Annotated in this window: 21 protein-coding genes, 3 tRNA genes and 1 pseudogene; 12 read left to right on the forward strand and 13 right to left on the reverse strand. The window is 70.2% G+C overall.

Annotated features, from left to right (window positions below):
* Positions 1-49 precede the first annotated feature (49 nt).
* Complete coding sequence (locus HMPREF9719_RS02630; RefSeq protein WP_004600421.1) at positions 50-1,459, forward strand: amino acid permease; 1,410 nt, start codon at positions 50-52, stop codon at positions 1,457-1,459.
* Positions 1,460-1,643: 184 nt separating this feature from the next.
* On the opposite strand, the gene HMPREF9719_RS02635 is transcribed toward HMPREF9719_RS02630, so the two are convergent.
* Positions 1,644-2,696 (reverse strand): mechanosensitive ion channel family protein, encoded by a 1,053-nt coding sequence (locus HMPREF9719_RS02635; protein ID WP_004600422.1) that lies wholly within the window; start codon positions 2,694-2,696, stop codon positions 1,644-1,646.
* An 88-nt stretch (positions 2,697-2,784) separates the two neighbouring features.
* Between HMPREF9719_RS02635 and HMPREF9719_RS02640 the strand changes: the two genes are divergently transcribed.
* Positions 2,785-3,216 (forward strand): globin, encoded by a 432-nt coding sequence (locus tag HMPREF9719_RS02640; protein ID WP_004600423.1) that lies wholly within the window; start codon positions 2,785-2,787, stop codon positions 3,214-3,216.
* A 63-nt stretch (positions 3,217-3,279) separates the two neighbouring features.
* Here HMPREF9719_RS02640 and HMPREF9719_RS02645 read toward each other — a convergent pair whose 3' ends face one another.
* From HMPREF9719_RS02645 to HMPREF9719_RS02660, 4 genes are all read right to left on the reverse strand, one after another.
* Positions 3,280-3,924, reverse strand: coding sequence for a hypothetical protein (locus HMPREF9719_RS02645; RefSeq protein ID WP_038082697.1), 645 nt, complete (start codon positions 3,922-3,924; stop codon positions 3,280-3,282).
* Between the two features lie 75 nt (positions 3,925-3,999).
* On the reverse strand, positions 4,000-4,473 hold the full coding sequence (locus HMPREF9719_RS02650) for an acyl-CoA thioesterase (protein WP_004600425.1): 474 nt from the start codon (positions 4,471-4,473) through the stop codon (positions 4,000-4,002).
* Positions 4,474-4,581: 108 nt separating this feature from the next.
* Positions 4,582-6,252 (reverse strand): energy-dependent translational throttle protein EttA, encoded by a 1,671-nt coding sequence (gene ettA, locus HMPREF9719_RS02655; RefSeq protein ID WP_004600426.1) that lies wholly within the window; start codon positions 6,250-6,252, stop codon positions 4,582-4,584.
* Positions 6,253-6,346: 94 nt separating this feature from the next.
* Positions 6,347-8,506, reverse strand: coding sequence for a cytochrome c oxidase assembly protein (locus HMPREF9719_RS02660; RefSeq protein ID WP_004600427.1), 2,160 nt, complete (start codon positions 8,504-8,506; stop codon positions 6,347-6,349).
* Positions 8,507-8,664: 158 nt separating this feature from the next.
* Between HMPREF9719_RS02660 and HMPREF9719_RS02665 the strand changes: the two genes are divergently transcribed.
* The 5 genes from HMPREF9719_RS02665 (at position 8,665) to HMPREF9719_RS02685 (ending at position 12,888) form a co-directional block, all read left to right on the forward strand.
* Positions 8,665-8,741, forward strand: a tRNA-Arg gene (locus HMPREF9719_RS02665).
* Positions 8,742-9,218: 477 nt separating this feature from the next.
* Complete coding sequence (locus tag HMPREF9719_RS02670) at positions 9,219-10,505, forward strand: YibE/F family protein (RefSeq protein WP_004600428.1); 1,287 nt, start codon at positions 9,219-9,221, stop codon at positions 10,503-10,505.
* A gap of 84 nt (positions 10,506-10,589) precedes the next feature.
* Positions 10,590-11,954, forward strand: a complete 1,365-nt coding sequence (locus HMPREF9719_RS02675; protein WP_004600429.1) for a CitMHS family transporter — start codon at positions 10,590-10,592, stop codon at positions 11,952-11,954.
* A gap of 146 nt (positions 11,955-12,100) precedes the next feature.
* Positions 12,101-12,733 carry an oligoribonuclease gene (gene orn, locus HMPREF9719_RS02680; protein ID WP_004600430.1) on the forward strand — a complete coding sequence of 211 codons (633 nt, stop codon included), beginning with the start codon at positions 12,101-12,103 and terminating at the stop codon, positions 12,731-12,733.
* An 82-nt stretch (positions 12,734-12,815) separates the two neighbouring features.
* Positions 12,816-12,888 (forward strand) — tRNA-His (locus HMPREF9719_RS02685).
* Between the two features lie 133 nt (positions 12,889-13,021).
* Here the strand turns inward: HMPREF9719_RS02685 and HMPREF9719_RS02690 are convergent.
* Together HMPREF9719_RS02690 and HMPREF9719_RS02695 are read right to left on the reverse strand one after the other, a co-directional pair.
* Positions 13,022-14,035 (reverse strand): MsnO8 family LLM class oxidoreductase, encoded by a 1,014-nt coding sequence (locus HMPREF9719_RS02690; protein WP_004600431.1) that lies wholly within the window; start codon positions 14,033-14,035, stop codon positions 13,022-13,024.
* A gap of 24 nt (positions 14,036-14,059) precedes the next feature.
* Positions 14,060-15,274, reverse strand: coding sequence for a L,D-transpeptidase (locus HMPREF9719_RS02695; protein WP_004600432.1), 1,215 nt, complete (start codon positions 15,272-15,274; stop codon positions 14,060-14,062).
* 296 nt (positions 15,275-15,570) lie between these two features.
* On the opposite strand from HMPREF9719_RS02695, the gene HMPREF9719_RS02700 reads away from it, so the two are divergent.
* Positions 15,571-15,643, forward strand: a tRNA-Lys gene (locus HMPREF9719_RS02700).
* A 102-nt stretch (positions 15,644-15,745) separates the two neighbouring features.
* Here HMPREF9719_RS02700 and HMPREF9719_RS02705 read toward each other — a convergent pair.
* The 5 genes from HMPREF9719_RS02705 to HMPREF9719_RS02725 form a co-directional block, all read right to left on the reverse strand.
* Positions 15,746-16,318, reverse strand: a complete 573-nt coding sequence (locus HMPREF9719_RS02705; RefSeq protein WP_004600433.1) for a response regulator transcription factor — start codon at positions 16,316-16,318, stop codon at positions 15,746-15,748.
* Positions 16,306-17,436, reverse strand: coding sequence for a sensor histidine kinase (locus tag HMPREF9719_RS02710; protein WP_004600434.1), 1,131 nt, complete (start codon positions 17,434-17,436; stop codon positions 16,306-16,308). The genes HMPREF9719_RS02705 and HMPREF9719_RS02710 overlap by 13 nt, the downstream gene beginning before the upstream one ends.
* A gap of 20 nt (positions 17,437-17,456) precedes the next feature.
* Positions 17,457-18,230, reverse strand: coding sequence for a hypothetical protein (locus HMPREF9719_RS02715; RefSeq protein ID WP_004600435.1), 774 nt, complete (start codon positions 18,228-18,230; stop codon positions 17,457-17,459).
* Positions 18,227-19,168, reverse strand: a complete 942-nt coding sequence (locus HMPREF9719_RS02720) for an ABC transporter ATP-binding protein (protein WP_004600436.1) — start codon at positions 19,166-19,168, stop codon at positions 18,227-18,229. Before HMPREF9719_RS02720 ends, HMPREF9719_RS02715 begins: the two co-directional genes overlap by 4 nt.
* Positions 19,169-19,302: 134 nt before the next feature.
* The gene (locus HMPREF9719_RS02725) at positions 19,303-20,580 is read right to left on the reverse strand and encodes a glutaminase (protein WP_004600437.1); all 1,278 of its coding nucleotides are present in this window, start codon (positions 20,578-20,580) and stop codon (positions 19,303-19,305) included.
* Positions 20,581-20,781: 201 nt separating this feature from the next.
* On the opposite strand from HMPREF9719_RS02725, the gene HMPREF9719_RS02730 reads away from it, so the two are divergent.
* Entirely contained in the window at positions 20,782-21,363 is a 582-nt protein-coding gene (locus HMPREF9719_RS02730; protein WP_004600438.1) for an isochorismatase family protein, read from the forward strand.
* Between the two features lie 112 nt (positions 21,364-21,475).
* Here the strand turns inward: HMPREF9719_RS02730 and HMPREF9719_RS02735 are convergent, their stop codons facing one another.
* Positions 21,476-21,754, reverse strand: coding sequence for a DUF3618 domain-containing protein (locus HMPREF9719_RS02735; protein WP_004600439.1), 279 nt, complete (start codon positions 21,752-21,754; stop codon positions 21,476-21,478).
* A gap of 202 nt (positions 21,755-21,956) precedes the next feature.
* On the opposite strand from HMPREF9719_RS02735, the gene bcp reads away from it, so the two are divergent.
* From bcp to HMPREF9719_RS09705, 3 genes and pseudogenes are all read left to right on the forward strand, one after another.
* Positions 21,957-22,439, forward strand: a complete 483-nt coding sequence (gene bcp / locus HMPREF9719_RS02740) for a thioredoxin-dependent thiol peroxidase (protein WP_004600440.1) — start codon at positions 21,957-21,959, stop codon at positions 22,437-22,439.
* Between the two features lie 39 nt (positions 22,440-22,478).
* Positions 22,479-23,213: a TetR/AcrR family transcriptional regulator gene (locus HMPREF9719_RS02745; RefSeq protein WP_004600441.1), complete on the forward strand. Its 735-nt coding sequence runs from the start codon at positions 22,479-22,481 to the stop codon at positions 23,211-23,213.
* Between the two features lie 201 nt (positions 23,214-23,414).
* Positions 23,415-25,252 (forward strand): annotated as a pseudogene (locus tag HMPREF9719_RS09705) (hypothetical protein); the annotation flags it as partial.

Raw genomic sequence — 25,252 nt, forward strand, 5'->3', positions numbered from 1 at the left:
GCCGGCGCGGCCACCTCTCCCCGCGCGGGCAAGCAAGGAGGACTCCACAATGACGCCACGCGGCGCCGCCGCGCCCCCGCGCCAGGCGCGGGGGCTGAAAACCAGGCATCTCAACTTCATCGCGCTCGGCTCCGCGATCGGCACGGGGCTGTTCTACGGCTCCGCGGAGGCCATCCAGGCCGCCGGCCCCGCGGTGCTGCTCGTCTACCTGCTCGCCGGCGCGGTGGTCTACCTCATGCTCCGCGCGCTCGGGGAGATGAGCGTGCGCCACCCGATCTCGGGCTCGTTCTCCGCGTACACCCGCCACTACCTGGGCCCGTGGTCGGGCTACATCACCGGCTGGATGTACGCCTTCGAGATGCTCATCGTGTGCCTCGCTGACCTCACAGCGATCGCGATCTACATGCGCTTCTGGTTCCCCGACACCCCGCAGTGGGTGTGGGTGGCGGTCACGCTGCTCGTCGTGGGCGCCGCGAACCTCGCCTCGGTGCGGTGGTTCGGCGAGCTCGAGTTCGCGTTCACGATCGTCAAGGTCACCGCGGTGATCGGGATGATCCTCGGCGGCGCGGCGATCCTCGCGTTCAACCTCGGCACCAACCCGGAGCAGACGGGCATCGACAACCTGTGGAACGACGGGGGCTTCTTCCCCAACGGGATCGGCGGGATGATCTCCGCGTTCATCCTCGTGCTCTTCGCGTTCGGCGGCACGGAGATCATCGGCGTCGCCGGCGCCGAGGCCGAGGACCCCGACCGGGCTATCCCCAAGGCGATCAACACGGTGCCGCTGCGCATCCTGCTGTTCTACGTGGGCTCGATCCTCGTCATCCTCATGCTCAACCCGTGGCGCACCGTCGACGGCGAGGAGTCCCCGTTCGTGCAGATCTTCTCGCAGCTCGGCGTGGACTGGGCGGCGGCGCTGCTCAACGTCGTGGTGATCTCCGCGGCGCTCTCCGCGATCAACTCGGACCTCTTCGGCGCCGGCCGGGTGCTCGCCGGCATGGCCAGGGAGCGCCTCGCGCCGAAGCCGCTGGCGCGCACCTCGAAGGCGGGGGTGCCGGTCTTCACCGTCGGCGCGCTCATCGGGATCCTCGTCATCGGCGTCGTCCTCAACGCCGCGCTGCCCGACCGGGTCTTCACCCTGGTCGCTGCGCTCGCGACGTTCGCGACGGTCTTCGTGTGGCTGATGATTCTCCTCGCCCACGTCGCCTCGCGGCGCGGGATGAGCAAGGAAGAGCAGAGAAACCTCGGCTTCCCGGTGCCGCTGTGGCCCTACGGGCAGTACTTCGCGATCGCGTTCATCGTCTTCACCTTCGGGATCATGATCGCCGAGCCGCAGTACTGGACCGCGCTCGCCGCCGGGGTGATCTTCTTCGCGGCGATGAGCATCATCTACGCGATCGCCCGCCGCCGCGGCGCGCGCGCCGACGAGCCCGCCGAGGGCCTCCAGGGAGGCGAGTAGCGCTCCCCCGCGGCGGGCCCGGGCCCGGATCCCGCCTGCCGCGAAAGAGAACAGACGACCGGCGCCCTGCCGGGCGGCGATACTGCCGCCGGCGGGGCGCCGGTGTCTGCAAGGCCCCGAAGCGTCCCCGGGGCCGCGCGCTGTCCGCCCCTAGGCCGGCGAGGCCGCGGAGCGGCGGGAGGCGCTAGTCGTTGTCCTCCGCGGCGTGCGCGCCGGTCGACTGCGCCTCGTCGGGCTCGTCGAGCACCGCCGGGCGCTGCACGCCGATGCCGTTCGGGTACGGCGTAGTGATGCCTGCCTCGTTGAGGGCCTTGAGGATCCGGATGTGGAGGTAGCGCTCCACGTCCCAGTGGCTGCCGGGCAGCGTCTTGATCGAGATGCGGTACGAGATGTGGTCGGTCTCGAAGATGGAGACGCCCTGCATGTTCGGCTCGCCGAGCACGATGTCCTTGATGGGCTCGTCCTGCATGCCGCGCTTGATGGCGTCGAGGATGACGTCGCGCGCCCGGTCCGGGTCGTTGTTGAGGCTCACCGGGATCTGCAGGCGGGTGATCGAGAAGTCGTCGGTGTGGTTGCCCACGCGCAAGATCTCGCCGTTGCGGACGTACCAGACAACCCCGTCGATGTCGCGCAGCGTCGTCAGGCGCAGCGAGATATCCTCCACGTCGCCGATGATGTCGCCGCCGACGTCGATGGTGTCGCCCACGCCGAACTGGTCCTCGACGAGCATGAACACGCCGCTCAAGAAGTCGCGAACGACCTCCTGCGCGCCGAAGCCGATCGCGATGCCGGCGACGCCGGCGGACGCGAGGATCGGGCTGATGTTGAGCCCGAGGTTCTCGAGGATCATGAGCGTCGCGAGCGTCCACACGACGATCGCGACCGTCGACTTCCCCACCGACGCGAGGGTCTTCACGCGCGCGGCGCGGCGTGTGGCCTGCAGCTCGTCGGCCTTCTCCTTCGAGTCGGTCAGCGCGATCGCCGAGCGGGCCCGGCGGCCGTGGACCTTCTTCTTCGTGTTGGCCATGTTGTGCTGCGCGAACTTGTTGATGATGCGGCGCAGCACCAACTGCAAAACGGTCGCGACGAGCAGGATGATCGCGATGCGCACCGGACGCTCCACGAGCCAGTCCTGGACCTCGGGGCGCTCCCAGAAGCTCACCGCCTCGTTGGCGATCTGGTCGAGCGTCGGCGAATCTTGAGCGAGCAGTGCGGTCGGGCTTCCTCCACTAACCATGACCGCCCATGGTAACCAGCCCCTCCGGGCCGCGCGAGGAACCCGGCCCCGCCGGGGCCTGCCCCACCCGCGGGTAGGATTGGGGGCCATGTCGCCCGCCCCGTTGCCGAACCCCACCCCAGGCCCCCAGCCCGCGGACAACTTCTACGAGGCGGTCGGCGGGCACGAGACCTTCGAGAAGATCGTCGGGGGCTTCTACCGCCGCGTGCCCGACGACGACATCCTCGGGCCGATGTATCCCGAGGACGACCTCGAGGGCGCGCGCTGGCGGCTCACCGCGTTTCTCGAGCAGTACTGGGGCGGGCCGAAAACCTACTCGGAGGTCCGCGGCCACCCCAGGCTGCGGATGCGCCACCAGCCCTTCCCCGTCGACCGGGCCGCGGCGCAGCGTTGGCTGGACCTCATGGGCGCCTCCCTCGACGAGATCGACGAGGAGACCCTGCCCGAGGAGTACCGGGCCGCGATCTGGAACCACATGCGCCAGGTCGCCGCGATGCTCATCAACACCCCGGACCGCTAAGCCTCAGGCCGCGGCGCGCGGCCGTCCTAGGCCATAGCCCGGGCCGCCCGGCCGCGCGGGTTTTTAGACGAGGGAGAGCCCCGTCGAGTGGTAGACCGTGCCGAACGGCGCGTCGATCCTGATCCACCGCCCCACCGTGGAGACCCGAAGGTAGCGGGGCACGTCCATGCCGGCCTTGAAGCCGGGGATGAGCCCCAGCGAGGTGCACGTGAAGATCATCCGCATGGGGATCTTCGCCGTGCCCTCCTTCGACTCGACGGTGAGCACGTCCTGGTTCATGAGGCTCGCCGGCGGGCCCAACGGCCCGGAAAACTCGCGGGCTAAGCGCTGCCCCTCGTCCGCAAGCGAGCGCACCACCGCGACAGGCACGGTGTCGACGAGCCGAAAACCCGCCGCGGGCGGCAGCGCGCCCGGCCACGACGGGTCACACGCCGGGCCCAAAGCGAGCACCTCACCGGGGTGGTCCTCGCGGCCGGCGAGCGCCTCGCGGGCGTCGCGCACGCGCACGACCGCGCCGTCGCGGCCCGCCGCGCCCCGAATCCGGCGGGAGGCGATCACCTCGAAGGGGGTGGTGGTGAACACGTCGACGGTGCCGTCGCCGTGGTCGCGCAGCCTGGCGAGCGCGCCCGCGTCGAGGCCCTCGGCGCGGGCGAGCAGCGCGAGCAGCCCGGGCGCGCCGCCCTCGAGTCGCAGGGTCTCCGGCTCCACGGGTCCCACCGACCTCCTTCTCGTCGTCGCTTCGGCCCCCGCCCGCCGCCGCGGCGGCCGGGGGCTTTTCGTGGTTTAGAGCTCCTGGCCCGCGCTGATGAGGTTGAGGGCCGCCTTGTGGTCGTCCTGAAGCGGCACCGGGCGGCCCGACTCCAGGTCGACGACGACGAACACGGTCTCGACCTCGCAGGCGACCGTCCCGTCGGTGGTGACGATCTCCTGCTTCGTCGTGAACGACGTGTTGCCGATCCGGCTCACCCAGGTGCGCACCATGATGTACTGGTTGTCGTCCGGCTCGACGGGGGCCAAGTAGTCGAGCTCCACGTGGCGGACGAACATCGGCGGGAAGTTCCCGTCCGCGCGCCCCAGCACGCGAACCGCGAAGTTCGTGCGCGCCTCCTGGCTGAGCTCGAGGTACTGGGCGTTGTTGAGGTGCCCGTAGCGGTCGAAGTCGTTCCAGCGCAGCTGCACCTTCGCGTGGTGCACGCCGTCCTTGACGTGGGTGGGCTCGCCCTCGCCCTGCGGGATCGGGGTGTCCTCGTGTGCCATGCTCGCTAGAGCCTCCTTTTAAAAAAAGCCGTGTCAGTGTGTGTCCGTGCAAGCCCGCGCGCCGCGCCCCGGGGCGATTAAACGGCCCGGGGCTTGAGGGGTCGGTTCCTAGCGGGAGAGCTTGCGGTGCGTGCCCGCGGACGGGCGCGCGGCCTCCGCGCCGAGGCGCTCGACCTTGTTCTTCTCGTAGTCCTCGAAGTTGCCCTCGAACCAGAACCACGAGCCCTCCTCGATATTGCCCTCCCAGGCGAGGATGTGGGTGCACGTGCGGTCGAGGAACCAGCGGTCGTGGGAGATGACCACCGCGCAGCCCGGGAAGTCGCGCAGCGCGTTCTCCAGCGAGCCGAGGGTCTCGACGTCGAGGTCGTTGGTCGGCTCGTCGAGGAGGATGAGGTTGCCGCCCTCCTTGAGCGTGAGCGCGAGGTTGAGGCGGTTGCGCTCGCCGCCGGAGAGCACCTTCGAGGGCTTCTGCTGGTCCGGGCCCTTAAACCCGAAGGCCGACAGGTACGCCCGAGACGGCATCTCGTTCTGGCCGACCTCGATGTAGTCCGCCCCGTTGGAGACGACCTCCCACACCGACTGCTCGGGGTCGATGTTCTCCCGATTCTGGTCGACGTAGCTCAGCTGCACGCTGCCGCCGACCTCCACGGAGCCGGAATCCGGCTCCTCGAGCCCGACGATCGTCTTGAACAGCGTGGTCTTGCCCACGCCGTTGGGGCCGATGACCCCGACGATGCCGTTGCGCGGCAAGGTGAACGACAGGTCCTTGATCAGCACGCGGTCGCCGAAGCCCTTGGTGAGGTTCTTAGCCTCGACGACCTTGCTGCCCAGCCGCGGCGGCGTGGGGATCTGGATCTCCTCGAAGTCGAGCTTCCGGTGCTTCTCCGCCTCGGCGGCCATCTCCTCGTAGCGCTCGAGGCGGGCCTTGTTCTTCGCCTGCCGGGCCTTCGAGCCGGAGCGCACCCACTCCAGCTCGTCCTTTAAGCGCTTGCGCAGCTTCGCGTCCTTCTTGCCCTGCACCTCGAGGCGCTTCTGCTTCGTGTCGAGGTAGGTCGAGTAGTTGCCCTCGTAGGGGTAGAGCTTCCCGCGGTCGACCTCGCAGATCCAGCCCGCGACGTGGTCGAGGAAGTAGCGGTCGTGGGTGACCGCCACGACCGCGCCCGGGTAGTCGCGCAGGTGGTTCTCCAGCCACTGGACGCTCTCCGCGTCGAGGTGGTTGGTCGGCTCGTCGAGGAGCAGGAGATCCGGCTGGGAGAGCAGCAGCCGCGCGAGCGCGACGCGGCGCCGCTCGCCGCCGGAGAGCTTATCGACCGGCCAGTCGCCCGGCGGGCAGCGCAGCGCCTCCATCGCCTGGCCGATGCGCGAGTCGATCTCCCACGCGTCCGCCGCGTCGAGCTCCTCCTGGAGCTTGCCCATCTCCTCCATGAGCTCGTCGGAGTAGTTGGTGGCCATCTCCTCGGCGATCTCCTCGAAGCGGCGCTTCTTCTCGAAGAGCTCGCCGAGCCCGTGCTCGACGTTCTCCCGGACGGTCTTGTCCTCGTCGAGCTCGGGCTCCTGGCGCAGGATCCCCACCGTCGCGCCCGGATCGGGGAACGCCTCGCCGTTGGAGGGGTGGTCGAGGCCGGCCATGATCTTGAGGATCGAGGACTTGCCGGCCCCGTTGGGGCCGACCATGCCGATCTTAGCGCCCGGGAAGAACGCCATGGTGACGTCGTCGAGGATGACCTTCTCCCCGACCGCCTTGCGCACGTTCTTCATCGTGTAGATGAACTCGCCCATGTGGTCCCTTCGCTTGAGGAAGATTAACGACACCTAGAGGCTACCCGATGGCCCGCGCCGCGGATCGACGATCGATCCGCCCCCGCGGCAGGGCCTAGGTGTCGGCCCGCCCGCGGCCGGCGGGGCCGGGCATCTCGCCGGTGTAGTAGCCGTCCAGGTCCTCCCCGCGGCCCAGGCTCTGCAGCCACGCGTTGTAGGCCTCGACGTCCTCGTCGACGTCGGACTCGTCGGCCTTCCTGTCCTGCCGGCGGCCCTCGTCGCGCTCGGTGGTGAACCACTCCCAGAACAGCACGCCGAACACGACGACCAGCGGGAAGGAGCCCGTCGCCCAGGCGATGCCGCCGCCGACCTGCTGGTCGAGGAGCAGGTCCGGGTCCCAGGGAAGGTTGAGGGTCGAGTAGAAGTCCTCGGCGATGATGTCCTCGAGCTGCATGAGGTACACCCCGAAGTAGAGGTGGAACGGCATGGAGAGCATGAGCCACAGAAGACGCACGGGCACGCTGTGGCGCCGCTCGAGCGGGTCGGCGCCGATCATCTCCCAGAAGTACAGGTAGCCCGAGAGGAAGAACACGAAGTTCATGCCGACGTGCCCGCCGTGGTCGCTCACGAGCAGGTCGTAGAGCGGGGTGACGTAGACGAGGTAGAAGAACACGAGGAACTGGGCGGTGTTCACGCCCGGGTGGGTGATCCAGCCGGTGAGCCGGTTGAAGCACAGCGCGCTCGTCCACTCATAGAGCCCCGGCACACCGTGGGCCTCGGGGCGCTCCTCGACGGGCGGCACGACCGCCATGATGAGGCGAAACGGCGCGCCGAGCACGAGGAAGACGGGCACGACCATGGCGAGGCCCATGTGGACGAGCATGTGCACGGAGAACAGCGCCATCATGTTCATGCCCAGCCCGTTGCTCATCATCACCGCGAGCGTGATTGCACCGATGAGGAACGACGTGGTGCGCCAGCCGGACCACGGCTCGCCGCGCCGCTTGAGCTTGACCACGCCGTAGACGTAGAGCGCGGCGAACGCGACGCCGGCGACGCCGAAGATGAGCTCGGGGCGCCACATCGTCCAGATGTTCCAGAACGTCGGCTCCCGCTCGAGCTCGAAGCCCAAGGTGAGCTCCATCGGGGAGATGTTCGGGTCGTTCGGGGCCGGCGGCGGGGTGCGCCCCATCGTCACGGCGATGCCCGCCACCAAGGCCATGAGCGCCACCTCGACGATCGCGAGCCGGCGAAACGGCGCTGGGTTCGAGGGCTCCCGCTCGAGCTGCGGGATGGTGATCGAGCGGTGCGCGAAGCCGAGCAGCGCGAGCGCGACGATGCCCACGGTCTTCGTGACGATGATGAGCCCGTAGGCGGTGCTGAAGAGGTCGGTGAAGCTCACGCGCAGCGCGGCGTTGACCACCCCGGAGGCCGCGAGCCCGATAATCGAGACGAGCGCGAGCGTCGAGTAGCGCCGCACCGCCACCGCGAGGCCGGGCCCCAGCCTGCGGCAGTGCGCCACGAGCGCCATGAGGCCGCCCACCCAGATCATGAGGAAGATGACGTGCCACAAGAGCGAGCTCAGGCCCCAGTCGTGGTTGCCGCCGGCCGCGGAGTGCCCGTCGAGGCCGAGCGGCACGACCATGAACAACCCGCCGATAAAGAGCAGCGGCTGGCTCGTCCACTTCTTCGACGCGAGCCCGAGGATCCCGACGACAAACGAGATGATCGCCACCGCGAGCCACGCCTGCGCCGCCGAGACCTGGGAGATCGCCGTCGGCCACGCCTCCGGGCGCGCCGCCTCGGACAGCGGCACTCCCGAGACGTCCGAGAGCGTCGTCGGGATCGAGGCGAGCGCCACGCAGCCGTAGGTCAGCGCCGCGAGCGAGCCGGTGCGCGCCGCGAGGTAGCCGTCCACGTTCAGCGGCGCCTCGAGGATGCCCTGGGCTGCGGGCTTGCCCTCGGGCAGGCGCGGCCGGATGAAGAACGCCGAGGCGAGGAACGAGCCGGTTCCCAGCGCGGCGACGATCCAGCCCACGCCGCGCAGAAACGGCAGCCCGGCGGTGGTGAGTCGCCCCGGGTCGGAGATCCCCAGCATCTCCAGGGAGTCGGACAGAAAGCCCCAGGACACCCCCGCCGCCGCGGCGCCCGCCACGAGCGCGAAGAACACGTACAGCGGCCACGACACCCGCGGGCGGCGCCGCTGCTCCCCCGGCGCGGGGCCGCCCGCCCCGGGCGCGTCGCGGTCGGCCTCGCTCCCAGCCCCAACAGTCATGCGCCAAGCGTACGGCCCGCCGGCCCGCGGTCGGAAGCCACGAGCAGGGGGTGTGCGCCGCCTCATAGGGGCCGAGGCGTTCGCCCGCCCGTTCGGCGCTGCGCTAGGCTATCGATGGCTTTTCGCGGCACGGGCCCAAGCCCGACGCTCCAAGCCTGGCCCCTATAGCTCAGCGGATTAGAGCAACCGGCTTCTACCCGGTGTGTCGCGGGTTCGAATCCTGCTGGGGGCACCAACTGTTCCGGGGCCCTGCTACGGGAAAATGCCGTATCGCTCCCGGGGCGCCCCAAGAGCCGGGGTCCCGCCGCTCCCCGAATCCCCAAAGGCGCCGGCGTTGGCAATCCGCCTCACCGCCGATCACGCTATGCCTTGCGCAACCGGCGTGCCCGGCCAAAAACGAAACACCCTCGTCACGGGCAACGACCCGCAATGATCAGGTCTCTATACCGCAGAGCCCCACCGCAACTTCCCGTCTAGGGAGTTAGCCAGCACAAACGCAAACAACCGAACTCATTCGCTCTCTGTGTGAGTCGCTGGTGCCTGAACAACCGCGCTTTTCACCCATGACGCAGGGCGCTCACCGCGACGAAAGTGACGACAGCGCCGCGCTCCCGCGCCGGCTCGCTATCTCCGCCGGATGAGCCATGGAACAATGTCGGCAGCGATTGCTTCGCTTCGGCCAGGACCGCGCACCGGAGAAGGAACCGAGACCATGGGACGACACGCACGCGCAACCCGCCCCGCGACCGGGGCCGACGGCCAGCGGGAACCGGGGAGGCTGGTGCGGATCTCTCGGATCGCGCTGCTCGTTTTTCTGGCGCTCTCCGCGGCGGCGACGGTCGTCGGGCTCGTCGTGCAGTGGCCGGGCGACGAGGAGCCGCGCGTCGCCCCGGAGTTCGAGTCGGCTTTTAGCTTCTCCCGCCCGCAGGTCACCGGCACCGTCGAGGAGACCGGGCCGGGCAGCTGCCAGGACCCGGGCGTGGGCCAGGTGATCCCCGAGGGCTCCGAGCCGCAGCCTGCGGCCCCGGGCCAGGAGGAGTGCACCCACATCGTCGTCGAGCTCACCTCCGGGCAGAACGAGGGCGAGCGCGTGCTGCTCGTCAACAACGGGCTACCCGGCGAGGCGAACCTCAACGAGGGCGACGACATCCGCCTCAGCGAGACCGACGGCGAGGCCGGGGAGCTGCGCTACGCATTCACCGACTACCCGCGCGGCACCGCGCTGCTCGTGTGGGGCGCGCTCATCGTCATCGCGGTCGTGGCGCTCGCGGCGTGGCGCGGGGTGCGCGCCCTGATCGGGCTGGCCGTCACCCTCGTCGTGGTGGCGGTGTTCCTCCTGCCCGCGCTGCTGCGCGGGGCGAGCGCCCTGCCGGTCGCGATCACCGCGTCCTCGGCAATCCTTTTGCTCGTGCTCGCGCTGGTGCACGGCGCGACGTGGAAGACCGCCTCCGCGCTCGGCGGCACGCTCATCGCGCTCGCGCTCGCGGCGGTGCTCTCCTCGCTCGCGATCGAGACGACCAACCTGCGGGGCTTGGGCAGCGACGACAACTTAAAGATCCTGCTCTACCTGCCCGACGTGTCGGTCGAGGGGCTTTTGCTGTGCGGCTTCATCATCGGCGCGCTCGGCGCGCTCAACGACGCGACGGTGGCGCAGGCCTCGACCGTCAACGAGCTCGCCGCGGCAGACCCGAAGGCCTCCCCGGGGCGGCTGTTCCTCGCGGCGCTTCGGGTGGGGCGCGACCACATCGCCTCGATGATCTACACGCTCGTGCTCACCTACACGGGCGCGGCGCTGCCGCTGTTGCTCCTGCTTACCGTCGCGGGCCAGCCGATCGGCGAGATGCTTTCTAGCGACATCATGGCCACCGAGCTGCTGCGCTCCATCGTCGGCGCGATCGCGCTCACCCTCGCGGTGCCCATCACCACGGCGATCGCCGCGGTCACGGTCACCGGCCGGCCCGGGGACGGCGGGCACTCGCACGTCAGCCACGCCCACTAAGGGGGTGGCGCCGGCTAGCCCCGAAGGCCGCGCCCGGACGCGTTGGCGCGCCTCCCAACCTGTGTGCGCGTAGCATCACCGGCCATGGATTCCCCGCTTGCGCTCAGCATCATCGGGCTGGCCGTCATCCTGGGCACCGTCGGCCTGCTGCTCTCTAACCGGGCCCACCCGGTCGTCGCGATGACCCTCGTGCCCGTCGCGGGCGCGCTGATTGCCGGCTTCGGCCCCTCGGCGATCGGCGAGTTCTTCGGCTCCGGGCTGGAGTCGGTGATGAACGTCGTCGTGATGTTCGTCTTCGCGATCGTGTTCTTCGGGATGCTCTCCGACGCGGGTTTCTTCCTGCCGGTCGTGGGCTCGCTCATCAGGGCGACCAAGGGCCGGGTGCTCGCCGCGGCGCTCGGCACCGCGGCGATCGGGATCGTCGCCCACCTCGACGGGGCGGGCGCGACGACGTTCCTCATCACCATCCCCACGCTGCTGCCGCTCTACAAGGCGCTGCACATGAGCCGCTACGTGCTGCTCGCGATCCTCGCCTTGAGCGCGGGCGTGATGAACATGATGCCCTGGGCGGGCCCGCTCGGCCGCGCGGCCTCCGTCGTCGACGAGGATCCCGTGCAGCTGTGGCACCACCTGGTGCCGATACAGCTCTCAAGCATCGTCGTGGTCTTCCTCATCGCGGCGCTGCTGGGGGTCCTCGAGTCGCGCCGCATCGCGCGGCTGCGGCGCAGCCCGGAGTTCATCGCCGCCGGCCCGGTGGACACCGACAGGCTCGCCGCGGAGCTGGTCGAGCGCTGGGAGCACGACAACGCGCGGAACAAGGTGACGCTGCGGCGCGGGCGGGCGGTGACCATCGCCAACGTCGCACTCGTCGTCGCGCTGCTCGCGGTGCTGCTCGGCGGGGTCGTGCCGCCGGCGCCGGCGTTCCTCGTCGCCACCGCGATCGCGCTGCCGCTCAACTTCCCCGCCGCGAAGGACCAGACCGCGGCGATCCGTCGCCACGCGCCCGCGGCGCTCGCGATGGCCGGGGTGATCCTCGCGGCCGCGATGTTCCTCGGCGTGCTCGAGGAGACGGGCATGCTCGAGCACATCGCGCTCGGGCTGCTGGCCGTACTCCCCGAGGCGTGGGGACCGGGCCTCCACGTCATCGTCGGGGTCCTCGGCGTGCCGCTCGACCTGCTCACCTCGACGGACGCGTACTACTTCTCGATCCTGCCCATCGTCCAGGAGACGGTCGCCGAGTTCGGGGTGTCGGGCACGGGTGCGGCCGCGGTGCTCATCATCGGCAATATCGTCGGCACGTTCGTCAGCCCCTTCTCCCCCGCGCTGTGGCTGGCCATCGGCCTGGCGGGAGCGAACATGGGCAAGCACATCAAGGTCACCTTCCCGCTCGCGTGGGCCTTCGGGGTGATCATGGTGCTCGCCGCGGAGGCCTTCGGGCTCACCGCCTAGGCACCGAGCCGCCGGCCGGGCGCGGCGGCCCGCTCACTACAGTGGATGGCGATACGACCCGCGTCGCCAAGGACCCTCTCCCGGCGCCGCGGGGCACCTGTTGACTGGCGAACGAAGCGTGACGGAAAGCTGGGCGCGAAGAGACGATGGCGAAGATTCCCGCGAAGGACAACCGGCTGGTCTGGATCGACCTGGAGATGACCGGGCTGGACGTGCACCGGCACACGATCGTCGAGGTCGCCGCGGTCGTGACGGACGCGAACCTCGAGATCCTCGGCGAGGGCGTCGACCTCGTCGTCCACGCCAGCGACGAGGAGCTCGCCGAGATGGACGACACCGTCACCGAGATGCACGCATCGAGCGGGCTCACCGAGGAGATCAAGGCCTCGACGACGACGCTTAAGGAGGCGGAGGACGCGGTGCTCGCGCTCATCGAGGAGCACTGCGACCCCAAGCATCCCGCGCCGCTGGCGGGCAACTCCATCGCCACGGACCGCTCGTTCATCCGCGAGCAGATGCCGCGGCTCGACGAGGCGCTGCACTACCGCATGGTGGACGTCTCCTCGATCAAGGAGCTCACCCGCCGCTGGTTCCCGCGCGCCTACCAGAAGCAGCCGCCCAAGGGGCTCGCGCACCGCGCGCTCGCCGATATCGTCGAGTCGATCAGGGAGCTCGACTACTACCGCCGCGCGGTGTTCCTCCCCGAGCCGCCCACCACCGAGGAGGCCCAGGAGGCGCAGAAGGCCGCGATCGACGCGTTCGCCGAGCGCCTCGGCTAGGCGCGCGCCGCGCGCGACCGGGGTATTTGCCCCGCTATCGAGCGGTGGGTTAAGGTATCTCTCGCTGTTTCAGGCAGCGATGGTGGACGTAGTTCAGTTGGTAGAGCACCAGGTTGTGATCCTGGCTGTCGCGGGTTCGAGCCCCGTCGTCCACCCCGACGGCCCGGGGCCGCGGCGATAACGCCGCGGTGCCGGGTTCTTTCTTTTCCGCGGCCTCTCCCCCGGGCAGGCGCCGCGGCGCCGCGGCGCCCCAGCGCCCGCGAACCGGGCGCAGATTCTCGAGGGCCCCTAGTCGAGGAGCGCCTCGGCGAGCAGCTCGTCGGAGCGCTCCTGGGCCGCGACGTCGGCCGAGCCGCTCGCGACCATGATCTCGTCGACGCCGCAGTAGCGGGCGATCTCCTCGAGCCGGTCCCGCACCTGATCGGGGGTGCCGACAACGGCCATGCCCAGCTGCCGGTCGAGGCGGTCGCGCTGCTGGCCCGTCGCCCGGGCGAGATCCCCCTCCTTGAGTTTCCCGGGCGGCTGGGTGGGCTCGAAGCTGCCGATCGAACGGGCCGCGACCTGCGACCACGCCTCGGGCAAAAGCAGATCACGCGCGGCCTCCTCGGTGTCGGCGACGGCGACGGGCAGCGCGATGAGGCTGCGGGGCCGATCGCCCAGGGGCCCGGGACGGAAGTCCCGCCGGTAGGCGGCGAGCTGCTCGTGCTCGGCGCGCCTACCGTCGGGCAAGAGCTGCGGGCCGCCGGCGATGACCCCGAGCCCGAGGCGCGCTGCGAGCTGCATGCTCCGCCACGCGGAGAGCAAGTAGACCGGGGTGGGCTCCCCGCCGTCGAGGGCGGCGGGGTCCTTAGGCCGAAGCGTCACCGACGAGGTGCCCGCGAGGAAGGAGACGAACTCCTCGAGGCGCTCGGGATAGGCCTGCGCGTCGGAGCGCTCCTGGCCGAGCGCGTCGCGCACCGCGGCGGTGAAACCTAAGGAGGAGCCGATCCCGGCGTCCACGCGGCCCGGGTAGAGCGCCGCGAGCGTGGCGACATACTCGGCGGCGACGATCGGCCGGTGGGCGGGCAGCATGATGCCCGAGGTCCCCACCCGGATCGTCGAGGTGCGCCCCGCGACGGCGGCGGCAAGCAGCGCGGGCACCGAGCCGGAGATCCCCGGCACGGCGTGGTGCTCGGCGAGGTGGAAGCGCGTGTAGCCGAGGCGCTCGGCCCGGCGGGCGCGCTCGATGACGCGCGCGAAGACGTCCGCATCGGACTCGTCCTCGCGGCGCACGGCCCGATCCAGGATCGATAGGCGAAGCATCAACCCCAGCCTAGGCGGGAGCGCTTAGGCGTCGAACTGCTCGGCGTTGCCGGCCTTCCACTGCTCCCAGGGGATATTCCAGTAGCCGAGCCCGTCGGAGCCGGGCAGCTGGTCGGCGGTCGTGTTCTTCACGTAGACGAGGTCGCCGCGCTTCGAGATGCTCTGGAACCACTGGGCGTCCGCATCGGTCATGTTGATGCAGCCGTGGGACTGGTTGGTGTTGCCCAGCGCCCACTGCGCCCAGGGCGCGCCGTGCACCCAGATGCCGGAGTAGGACAGCTGGGTCGCCCACTTCACCGGGGTGCGGTAGCCGCCGTCGTCAAGCGACAGGCCGAAGGTCTCGGAGTCCATGACCATGGACTCGCGCTTCTCCCCCACGACGTAGGTGCCGTTGGGCGTCGAGCGCCACGAGTTGTCCGTGCCCAGCGAGATGGGGATCGTGCGCAGCTCCTCGCCGTTCTGGTAGACGGTCATCGTCTTCGTGGCGTCGTCCACGACCGAGTAGTTCGAGTCCCCGACCTCGAACGTCGCGGCGACGTTGTCGCCGCCGTAGATCCCCCCGCCGAAGTTCTTGCCGTAGGTGTCGGCCTTCGCGGTGACGGTCGTGCCCGCAGGCAGCGGCTCTTTCGCGCGCCACAGGACCTCGGTGGGGCTGATCCAGTAGAACGCGCCCTCCACGCCCGTATCCGTCGTGACGCTTAAGGCCTTCTCCGCGGCGCGATGGTCGCCCGGCACCGCGTCGAAGCTAAACGGCACCGCCTGGCCGCCGCCAACGACCGAGCCGTCCGCGATCGCGATGGTGGGCTCCGCGGTGTAGTCCGGCGCGACGGTGGTAAACGAGACCTTCTCGGTCTCGCCCTCCTGGTCGGTGATCTTCAGGGAGTAGGAGCGCCCGTAGCCGAGCGGCTCGGCGGTGCGCCACGTGCCGTCCCCGGCGGTCTCGTCCTTGACCTCGCGCCCCTCCTCGTTGGTGAGGGTCACGTCACGAAGACGGCCGCCCTCCGGGGAGACCGTCACCGGCTCGACGGGGCTCACCCCGGTCTCCCCGTCGGAGACGGAGACCTCGTAGCCCGCGGCCTTCGGCGCCTTGTCCTTGTCGGCGGACAACCCCGCGGCGATCTCCGCGCGAATCTGCTCGAGATCCGGGTTCGTCGCCGCCACCGCCACGACGGTGCCGCTGACGAGTGCAAGCGCAGCTACGGCGCTAACCACGGCCTTGCGACGCGACTGACGCTGCACGATGAAACCCCCTAAATCCGCCACCTAGGTGCCAAGGCGGCGCGATCATCCCCGAATTTTCCCAATCACATGTAGCACCCCGGCCGGACAGGCCGGCCGGCCACACAATCGGTCCCTTTAACCTACCACCCCGCGGTCCCGCCTGGATCCCCAAACCGCGGCGCGCCGCCCACGCCACGCGGCCACTCGACAACCCTCATGAACCCGCCGCGAGCTGGGGATTTTACTTCCCCGTAGCCGAGCCGTAGACTACCTATCCGTCGCCGAGCGGCACGGAAACGGCCGCGACGGAGTCTGCGCCATTAGCTCAATTGGCAGAGCAACTGACTCTTAATCAGTGGGTTCGGGGTTCGATTCCCTGATGGCGCACTTTTCACCCCCGCCGGGTTTCTCGGCGGGGGTTTTTCGTATCCCCCGGCCGCGGGATCGATGGTCTAGCGAACCCTAGCACCGGGCGCCCTCGACGGCGCGCTAGAGCCAGCCCTGGTCGCGGGCGATCCTCGCTGCGTCGTGGCGGTTGTGCGCCTGCGTCTTCGCGATCGCGGCCGAGAGGTGGTTGCGCACCGTTCCCTCCGAGAGGTGGAGCTCCTTGGCGATCTGCCGGATCGGCCCGCCGCGCGCCGCGACGCGCAGCGCCTCCTGCTCGCGGCCAGTGAGCGGGGTGATGCCCGCGGCCAGCGAGTCGGCCGCGAGCGCGGGGTCGACGACCCGGTAGCCCTGAGCGACGCGGCGCACCATCTCCGCCAGGCGGTTGGCGGGGGTGTCCTTGACTAAGAAGCCCGCGGCCCCGGCCTCCATCGCGCGGCGCAGGTAGCCGGGCCGGCCGAACGTCGTGACGACGAGGAAGCGGCACGCCGTGCGCTCCTCGTTCAGTCGCGCGATCGCCTCGATGCCGTCGGTGCCGGGCATCTCGATGTCGACGAGCGCGACGTCGGGGCTCTCGCGCCGCACGACGTCGATGTCGGGCTCGAGGGCGAGCAGGGCGGACAGCCCGCCGCGCACGAGGTCCTGGTCGTCGGCGAGCACGATCCTCACGGTGTCCATGGGGTGACCTCGATTCTCGTTCCGGGCTGCTCGGGCGTGGTCCCGGGATAGTCGGGGTAGGCGGCCGCGACGCTCAAGCGGGCGCGGTGGGCGGCGGCGCGCTCTTTGAGGCCCGCGATCCCGAAGCCGGGCCGCGACCGCTCGTCGATGCCGACGCCGTCGTCGGCGACGGTGAGGCTCCCGCCCGCCGCGCTCACGGTGCAGCGGGTGGCCCGGGAGTGGCGGATGACGTTGGTGACGGCCTCTCGCAGCGCCCAGGCCAACAGGTCGTCGCGCTCCCCGCCGCCCGGGGAGACGTCGACGTCCGCGTCGATCCCGGCGGCAGCGAGCGCCCGGCGCGCGGCGGCGGCCTCGCTCTCGAGCGTGGGTTCGCGCAGCCGGGTGACGGTCTCGCGGATCTCGTGGAGCGCGTCGCGGCTGAGCGAGTAGATCTCGTCGAGCTCGGCGCGGGCCCGCTGGGGGTCCGCCTCCACCAGGCGGGAGGCGAGCTGCGCCTTGAGGGAGACGACCGTGAGCGAGTGGCCGAGCAGGTCGTGGACGTCGCGGGCGACGCGCTCCCTATCCTCGGCGAGGCGCTTTTGCTCCTCGACGGCGCGGGCGCGGGACTCGGCGGCCTCCGCGAGGCGGATGACGACGATGAAGACGACGCCGATGCCGGGTCCGAGCGCGTGCCAGACGATCCCGCCGGCGGCGACGTAGCCGGTCGCGGGCAGCGCCCACAGCGCGATCGCGGCGGGGATGCCGCGCCTGGCGGGCAGGCCGAACGCGACGAGCGCGGAGAAGTACGGCGTGAAGGTCAGCGCCCCGCCCGGGCCTATCGCCGGGATGGTCGCCGCCGCGAGCGCGGCGAGCGCGAGGCAGGCGGCGGCGAGCCCGCGGGGCTCGGCCGGCTTCGGGGCGTCGGCGTCGACGCGGAGGATGCCGGCGACGTAGGCGGCGCCGAAGGCGATCGTCGCGCCGACGGCGAGCGCCACCCAGCCGGGGTGGGCGTCGCTCGTCGCGGCGAGGGTGAGGGGGGTGAGGAGGAAGACGACCCAGATGACGGAGTAGAGCGCGCGGATCGCGGCGTTCGCCCGCCCCGGGTTGGCCTCGCTGGTCACGGTGAATAATTCTGCCACGGGGCGGGCCCTCTCCGCGGCTACCTGCGGGTCGCGCGCCGGCGGCGCAGCACCACGCAGGCCGCGGCGAAGACGATCGTCCACGCGGCGAGGTTGGCGAGGACGAACCAGAGGTCCTCGTGCCGGGCGTAGGAAACGGCGCCGGGGTCGAAGACGTCGCCGTCGGTGACGGGGTAGCGCGCGAGCGCCGTCGCCCCGTACATCGGGGTGTAGCGCCCGGCCTCGAGCAGGGCCCCACCGAGCGGTATGAAGGCGTTGCCGGCGAACCCGAGGATGACGAGGATGCCGCTGGCGGCCCCGACGGCCGCGTCCGAGCGGAACGCGAGCCCGGCGGCGAGCCCGAAGAGCGCGAAGGGCAGCGCCCCGACGAGGCTGAGTCCCGCGGTGAGCACCCAGCGCCCGGGGGTCATCTCGGTGGAGCTGGCGAGCCCGGCGATGTTGAGCACGACGATGGGCAGGATCGCGGCGGCCGCGGCAACGAGCGTCTTGACGAGCACGAACCCGCCGTCGGGCAGCCTGGTGAGCGCGAGCTGCCGGCCCCAGCCGCTCTCGATCTCGACGGCGGCCGCGCCGGCGAGCGAGGTCATCGCGTTCGCCGCTCCGTAGACGCTGATGCCTAGGAGGACGTAGGCGCTGGTGTTTCCGTGGCCGGAGGGCAGCGGCACCGTCGAGAAGTCCGAGGGCACCTCGACGGCGAGGAAGATGAACAGCGGCAGCACCGCGATGAAGAACGTGTTGGTGAAGTTGCGCAAGTTTCGCCACAGGTCGAGGCGCAGGTAGGTGAGGATGTTCATCGGTCCGTGTCCTTTCGCTCGGCGGCAGTGAGGTGGGTGAAGGCCTCCTCGAGCCCGGCCTGCCGGATCCCAAGATTGCGGGCGCTCGTGTGGTTGAGGAGGTGGCGCGCGAGCTCGTCGGGCCGGTCGGTGCGCAGCTCGACGACGTCGCCGTCGGCCTCGTGGCTGGTGCCCGCGGGCAGCGCGGCGAGCTCCTCGGCGGTGGGGCGCCACGTCGCGGTGACGTGGGCGAGGCCCACCGCCGAGCGCACCTTGGCGGTGGGCCCGTCGGCGATGACGCGCCCCTCGGCGAGGAGCACGGTGCGCGACGCGTAGCGCTCGGCCTCCTCGAGGTAGTGCGTCGCGAAGAGCACGGCCGTGCCGGAGCGCGCGATGCCGGCGACGATCCCCCAGAACTCGCCGCGGGCGGTGACGTCCATGCCGGCGGTGGGCTCGTCGAGGACGAGGACGTCCGGGCGGGGCAGCAGCGCGAGCGCGAACTTCAGGCGCTGGCGCTGCCCGCCGGAGCACTTCACCACCTTCCGCTTGGCGAAGCCTTCGACGCCCGCGGTGCGCATGGCCTCGTCGACGCTTAGGGGGTTCTCGTGGAGCGCGGCGATGAGCTCGACGGTCTCGCGGACGGTGAGGTCGGCGAGCAGGCCGCCGGTCTGCAGCACCGCCCCGAGGCGCCCGCCCCGGGCGGCCAGGCGCGGCGCCTCGCCGCAGACGGCGACCGTCCCGGACTCGGGGCGACCGAGCCCGAGGATGAGGTCGATGAGGGTGGACTTCCCCGCCCCGTTGGGGCCGAGGAGCGCGACGACCTCGCCGCGGGCGACCTCGAGGGAGACTCCATCGACGGCGCGGACGCGGCCGCCGGAGCCGTCGGGGAAGGTTCTGGTGGCGCCGGTGATGGAGATGGCGGGGACCGAGTGGGCGGCGCCTGGCGTCGAAGATCTCATGGACCTGAGTCTTCGCCGGCCAGGGGCCCGAGACGTAGGCCGGATGCCGTCGATGCGCCATGACGTTTGTCATGGTTAGGCCCCCGGGAAAGGGCGCCGGCGCGCCGCCCTCCCCGGGGCTGTTGGACCGCGGGCTAGCTGGTGGCCTCGTCGATGTCCTCCGAGGTGACGACGGGAGCCTCCGTCCCGTCGGAGAGCTCCAGGCCGTTGAGCCGCTCGTCGGGGTCGTAGAGGCCGATGTTGAAGTCCTCGTCGCGCATGGTCTTCATCGCGGAGGCGAGCATGCGCCGCGCGATGGGGTCGACGGCGACGACGCGGTTGATGTCGACGTAGATCGTGCTGCCGGAGAAGCCGTACTGCTGGATCTCGTGCATGATCCGCTCGGCGGCCGCGAAGTTGATCGTGCCCTGCAGGGTGATGAACGTCGTGGAGCCGTGGCTCTCGATCGAGCGGACCGCGTGGGTGCCCTGCGCGATGGGGTTCATGAGGTGCAGCCCCATGTCGTTGGAGAGCTTGTGGAACAGCGCGGTGCCGCGCACGCTGTTGCCCGCATCGTTGAGCCTGGGCGAGAACGTCGCGATGCCCAGCTGGCCGGGCAGCACGCCGATGAGCCCGCCGGCGACCCCGGACTTCGCGGGGATGCCCACCCCGGCGAGCCAGCGGCCGGCCTGGTCGTACATGCCGGCGGCGCTCATCACGGCCATGGTCTGGCGGCACACCGCGGTGTCGAAGATGCGTTTGCCGGTCACCGGCTGAATCCCGCCGTTGCCTAAGGTCGCGGCCATGACCGCTAAGTCGTCGACGGTGACCTCGATGGCGCACTGGCGGATGTAGCTCAACACCGCGTCGTGGGGCTCGTCGGTGATCTTGCCGTAGTTGGCGAGCATGTGCGCGAGCGAGAGGTTGCGGTCCGCGCCGCTGAGCTCCGCGTCGACGAGGTCCTGATCCAGGCTGAGCTCGCGGCCGGCCATCTCGGAGAACATCGAACGGATCCGCTCGACGCGGTCCTCGACGCTCGAGTCGGGGCCGTTGATGAGCTGGTTCACGGCGATCGCGCCGACGTTGATCATGGGGTTGAGCGGGCGGTGGGTGTCCTTCTCTAAGGACATCTCGTTGAACGCCTCCCCGGAGGGCTCCATCCCGACGGTGTGGCGCACCTCCTCCAGCCCCAGCTCCTGGAGCGCGAGCGCGTAGACGAACGGCTTGGAGATCGACTGGATGGAGAACTCCACGTCGCTATCCCCCGCGGAGTACACCCTTCCTGAGACGGTGCACAGCGCGAGCGCGAGCCGGTCGGGCTCGGCGTCCTTGAGCTGGGGGATGTAGTCGGCCAGCTCCCCGGCGTCGTGGTCCCGCACCTGCTCGAGCAGGTCCTCGAGGTAGGCCGGGATCGGGGATTGGATCGTCGACATGTCGCCGCTCCTCACACGCAGGTCGTCCGCACGGTTCGCCCCGCGGCCACCGGCGCGTCAGGCCGGGCCGCGGGCGATATCGCCCACAGGCTACCCCGCCCTCCCCGGTCCCCGCCCGCGGCGCCCCAACCGGACCCGGTCGCGGGGCTAGCATGGCGAGCACGACGAAACGAAACCCCAACGAAAGGACGAGATAGCGCCATGACCACGCTCGTCATCGTCGACGTGCAGAACGACTTCTGCCCCGGCGGCTCGATGGCCGCGCCCCGCGGCGCGGACGTCGCCGCGAAGCTCAAGGACTTTCTTAGCGCCAACGCCGGCTCCTACGACCACGTCGTCGCCACCCAGGACTGGCACATCGACCCGGGCAGCCACTGGTCCGACGACCCGGATTTTCAGGACTCCTGGCCGGTGCACTGCCCCGCCGGCGAGCCGGGCGCGCAGCTGCACCCCCTAGTTCCCACCGCCCCGATCGAGGCGCGCTTCAAGAAGGGCATGTACGACGCCGCCTACTCCGGCTTCGAGGGCCGCCTCGACGGGGAGGAGGACGGCGCGCTGCTCGGCGACTGGCTGCGCGAGCGCGGCGTCACCGATATCGACGTGTGCGGCATCGCCACCGACTTCTGCGTCAACGCAACCGTCGGCGACGCGCTCGAGCAGGGCTTTACGGTCCGGGTGCTCTCGGACTTGAGCGCCCCCATCGACGAGGACGGCGCGAAGGCGAAGCTCGAGGCGCTCGCCGGGCGCGGCGCGACGATCGTCGAGGACTCCGCCACCCTCTAGCGGGGAGCACGAGGAAATGCCGAAGGCCCCGCCCGCGCCCCTCGACGGGGCCGCGCGGCGGGGCCTTTCTCTCTCCGACTGCCGGGCGGGCGCCCGGCCGGCGAGGGCTTAATTAGTAGCGCTTCGCGAGCGCCTTCTGGAGGTCCTTCAAGTCCTTGCGCTTCTTGCGGGAGCGCACCACGGAGATCGTCACCAGGCCCGCGACCGCGGCGCCGACGCCGAGGAGGATCTTCTGGGTCTGGGGGTCGCGCAGCCACTCGAGGACGCGCTCCTTGCCCTCGTTGGCGAGCGACTGCGGCTTCGTGCGCTCGGAGAGCCGATCCAGCGTGCTCGCCAGCTGGTTGCGGGTGCGCTCGATATCTCGCTGGATGTCCTCGATATTGCGTGCCACGTGCCCTCCATCGATGTCTGCCGAAAATCGCGTTACACCGCGCCGGCCTCTGCCCGCTGTCGTCGCCCGGGCACCGGCGAACGCCCCCGGGCCCGGCCGCACTGCCCGGCGGTGGCTCCGGCGCGGTCGATCTATCGGACAGTGTACATGCGGCGCTCCGCGCCCCGGGCGGCTCCGGGGCGAATGCGGCTATGGTGGCGGCATGGCTGAAGACACGAGCACCGTCCGCCTCGAGCCCGGCGACAAGGCGCCTGAGTTCACGCTGCTAGACGACCGCGGCGAGGAGGTCTCCCTGGGCGACTTCGCCGGCAGGCGCGTCATCGTCTACTTCTACCCCCGCGCCAACACCCCCGGCTGCACGACGGAGGCCTGCGACTTCCGCGACAGCCTCACCGAGCTCAACGACCAGGACATCGCCGTCGTGGGCATCTCTCCGGACCCGGTCGACAAGCTCGCGAAGTTCCGCGACGACCACGAGCTCACCTTCCCGCTGCTCTCCGACCCGGAGAAGGACACCCTGCGGGCCTACGGCGCGTTCGGGGAGAAGAAGAACTACGGCAAGGTCGTCGAGGGCGTGATCCGCTCGACCTTCCTCGTCGAGCCGGACGGCACCATCGGCGAGGCGAAGTACAACGTCAAGGCCACCGGCCACGTCGCGCGCTTCCTGCGCGACCTGAAGGCCTAGGGGCCCTCTAAGCCAGGCCGGCTAGGCTGGGCAGGCGTCATGACGAAGAATCCTTCCCCCCGCGAGCCCGCCTTAGGACCCGCCTCCGACCTGGGGCTGTGGCTGGGTGGCTACCGGCCCGAGGAGTCGACCGACAACACCGACGGCACCGCGATCCTCGTGCCGCGGCGCCGCCCCGTGCAGCGCCGCAGCCGCGAGCGCTTCGCCCGGATCCTCGCCGCCGCCCGGGAGGTCCTGTTAGAGAGCGGCATCGAGTCCTTCACGTTCGACGCGGTGGCGCGCCGCGCGGACGTGCCGATCGGGACGCTGTATCAGTTCTTCGCGAACAAGTACGCGCTCATCTGCGAGCTCGACCGGGCGGACAGCAGCGCGGTCACCGAGGAGATGCGCGGCTTCCTCGAGGAGACGCCCTCCGCGCAGTGGCCGCGCGTCGTCGAGGAGCTCATCGACCGGATGGCGCGCCTGTGGCGCACCGACCCCTCCCGGCGCGCGGTGTGGCACGCGGTGCAGTCCACCCCGGCGACCCGAACGACGACGATGGCCAACCAGATGCCCGTCGTCGCGCTCGTCGCGCACGCGGTGGCGCCGCTCTCCCCGGGCGCGTCGGACACGGAGCGCGGCCGGCTCGCCGGGTTCCTCATCCACGCGGGGATCTCCATGCTCAACCTCGCGGTGCAGAACTTGCCCCGCGACGAGGACAAGTTCGACGACACCGTCGAGGAGACCAAGCGGATGCTCATCTCCTATCTCTTCCTCGTCGCGCAGGACGGCTAGCAAAAGCATCCGCGGCTCCCCTCGCCTGCCCAACCCCGGGCGGCAAGGTATTCGGCGCGGCCCCGGTGCCCCTCTCCACAGACAGGCCTCGGGCTTTTCGACGCTTTCCCTAGCTAGCCCGCCTGACTCATACAGCTCGCCCGTCGAGGCCGAGCTGCCCGCACAGTCAGGCCGCGACCGTCCGGCCGCTCGGTAGCATGAGTGCAACGTTCCGGCGAGCGCGTAACGCGTGAAGACACCGGTGATGGACGCACGGCAGAAACAAGCAGAGGGGCGTGGTTGTCGGTGGCTGGGTTTGATTCGATCATCAACGTCGACGAGCTGCTGCCCGACTTCTACTTCACCTCCACCGACTCCAAAGGCGACTCGCTCACCAAGAGGGTTCGCAACCGGATTCGGGACTTCGCCGACGACGAGAAAACCCCCGGCATCCTCACCTCCTGGGGCCGATTCAAGACAGCCCGAGCGACGATCCAGCAGACCCTCCTCGACCAGCCCAGCAAGGCCACCCCGCTGATTCTCGAGGCTCTCGGCTACCGCACCCCGAAGCGTGTCACCTTCGAGACCGCGCAGGGCCAGCTCGAACTGACCGCCTCCACCTCGGACGGTGTCGTCGCATTGGCGGCGGAGCCGGTGGCGGATATCTCCGAAGTGGAAACCACCGCCCGCCCCGTAGAACCGGTGACCCGCGACGACACGTGGATCGCCGGACCCGCGCCCCACGCCACCGGAAACAGCGACTCCGCCGATACCAGCACCGTCAACAAGGACCGCGACAGCTTCACCTCCGGGGATGCTGCCGATCTTGTGGGCAACGCGGGAAACACCATCGAGGATTCCACCGCCGCGCCGCGGGGCGGGGGCTTGCCGGTCTTCAAGCTTCTCAGCGAGGTTTTCCTCGCCGACGAACCCCCAGTCTTCATACTCGTGGCTGCGGGCGGCTGGCTGGTGGTGGCAGAGCGCGACAGCTGGCCGTTGGGTAAATACCTCGCGATCAACCTCGCTGCCGTCGTGGAACGCGCCGATATCACCCAGGCCGGAGAGATGGCCCACGCTGTGTGCCTCACCTGCCGGGAGAACCTCTCCCACCTACCGGAGCGGGACTCGTGGCTGGAAGCCACCCTCGCCGAGTCACGTAAGGCCGCAGCGGCGGTCTCGGACGATCTGCGTGAGGCGATTCGCCAGTCGGTCGAGCTGATCGGCCAGGATGTCGCCGCCCAGCACCGCGAAGCAGGCATCACCCTCACCCCAGACGATGGGGAGCTCATCGGCCGGCAGGCGTTGCGGTATCTCTACCGCATCATGTTCGTCCTCTTCGCCGAAGAATCCCCCGAACTCGAAATCCTGCCCGCCGGGGTGCCGGAATACGAGGCGGGCTACGGCACCGCACGCTTAAAAGAACTCATCCTGTCGCCGCCGACGGGACTGCAGGCCAGCCTGGGACGGCACGTATATGACTCGCTGCAGGTGATCTTCCGGTTGATCAGTCAGGGCCATAACCCCGACCAGCCGGGTGAGGGTGACACGTGGAGTCCGGATGATGCGGCCGGCGACCCCGGATTAGTCTTCCGCGGCCTCGAAGCCGACCTCTTCTCCGATGAGGCCACCAGCCTGATCGACAAGTTCGGGTTGAACAACGACACCCTCATCAGCGTGCTGCGGCTGTTGCTGTTGACGCCGGAGCGTCCGGGCCGGCAGCGCGGCTTCGTCTCGTATGCCAGCCTGGGGGTCGCCCAGCTGGGCCAGGTGTATGAGGGGCTGATGTCGTTCCACGGCACCATCGCCGACCGCCAGTTAGTTGAGGTCGCCCCCGGCGGCGACCGGACCAAGGGCAGCTGGGTGGTCGAGGACACCTCAGATATCGCCGGCCAGTTGCCGGACGACTCCGTCGTCGTGCGCCGCATCGACCACGGGCGTGCCGGTGTGGAAAGCATCCCGGTGCGCTACCAGCCGGGTGATTTCGTGTTCCACGCCTCGGGACGCGATCGGGCCCGGTCGGCGTCGTTCTACACCCCACAGGTGCTCACCAGTTTCACCGT

The organism is Corynebacterium otitidis ATCC 51513, assembly GCF_000296405.1.
Classification (GTDB): Bacteria; Actinomycetota; Actinomycetes; order Mycobacteriales; family Mycobacteriaceae; genus Corynebacterium; species Corynebacterium otitidis.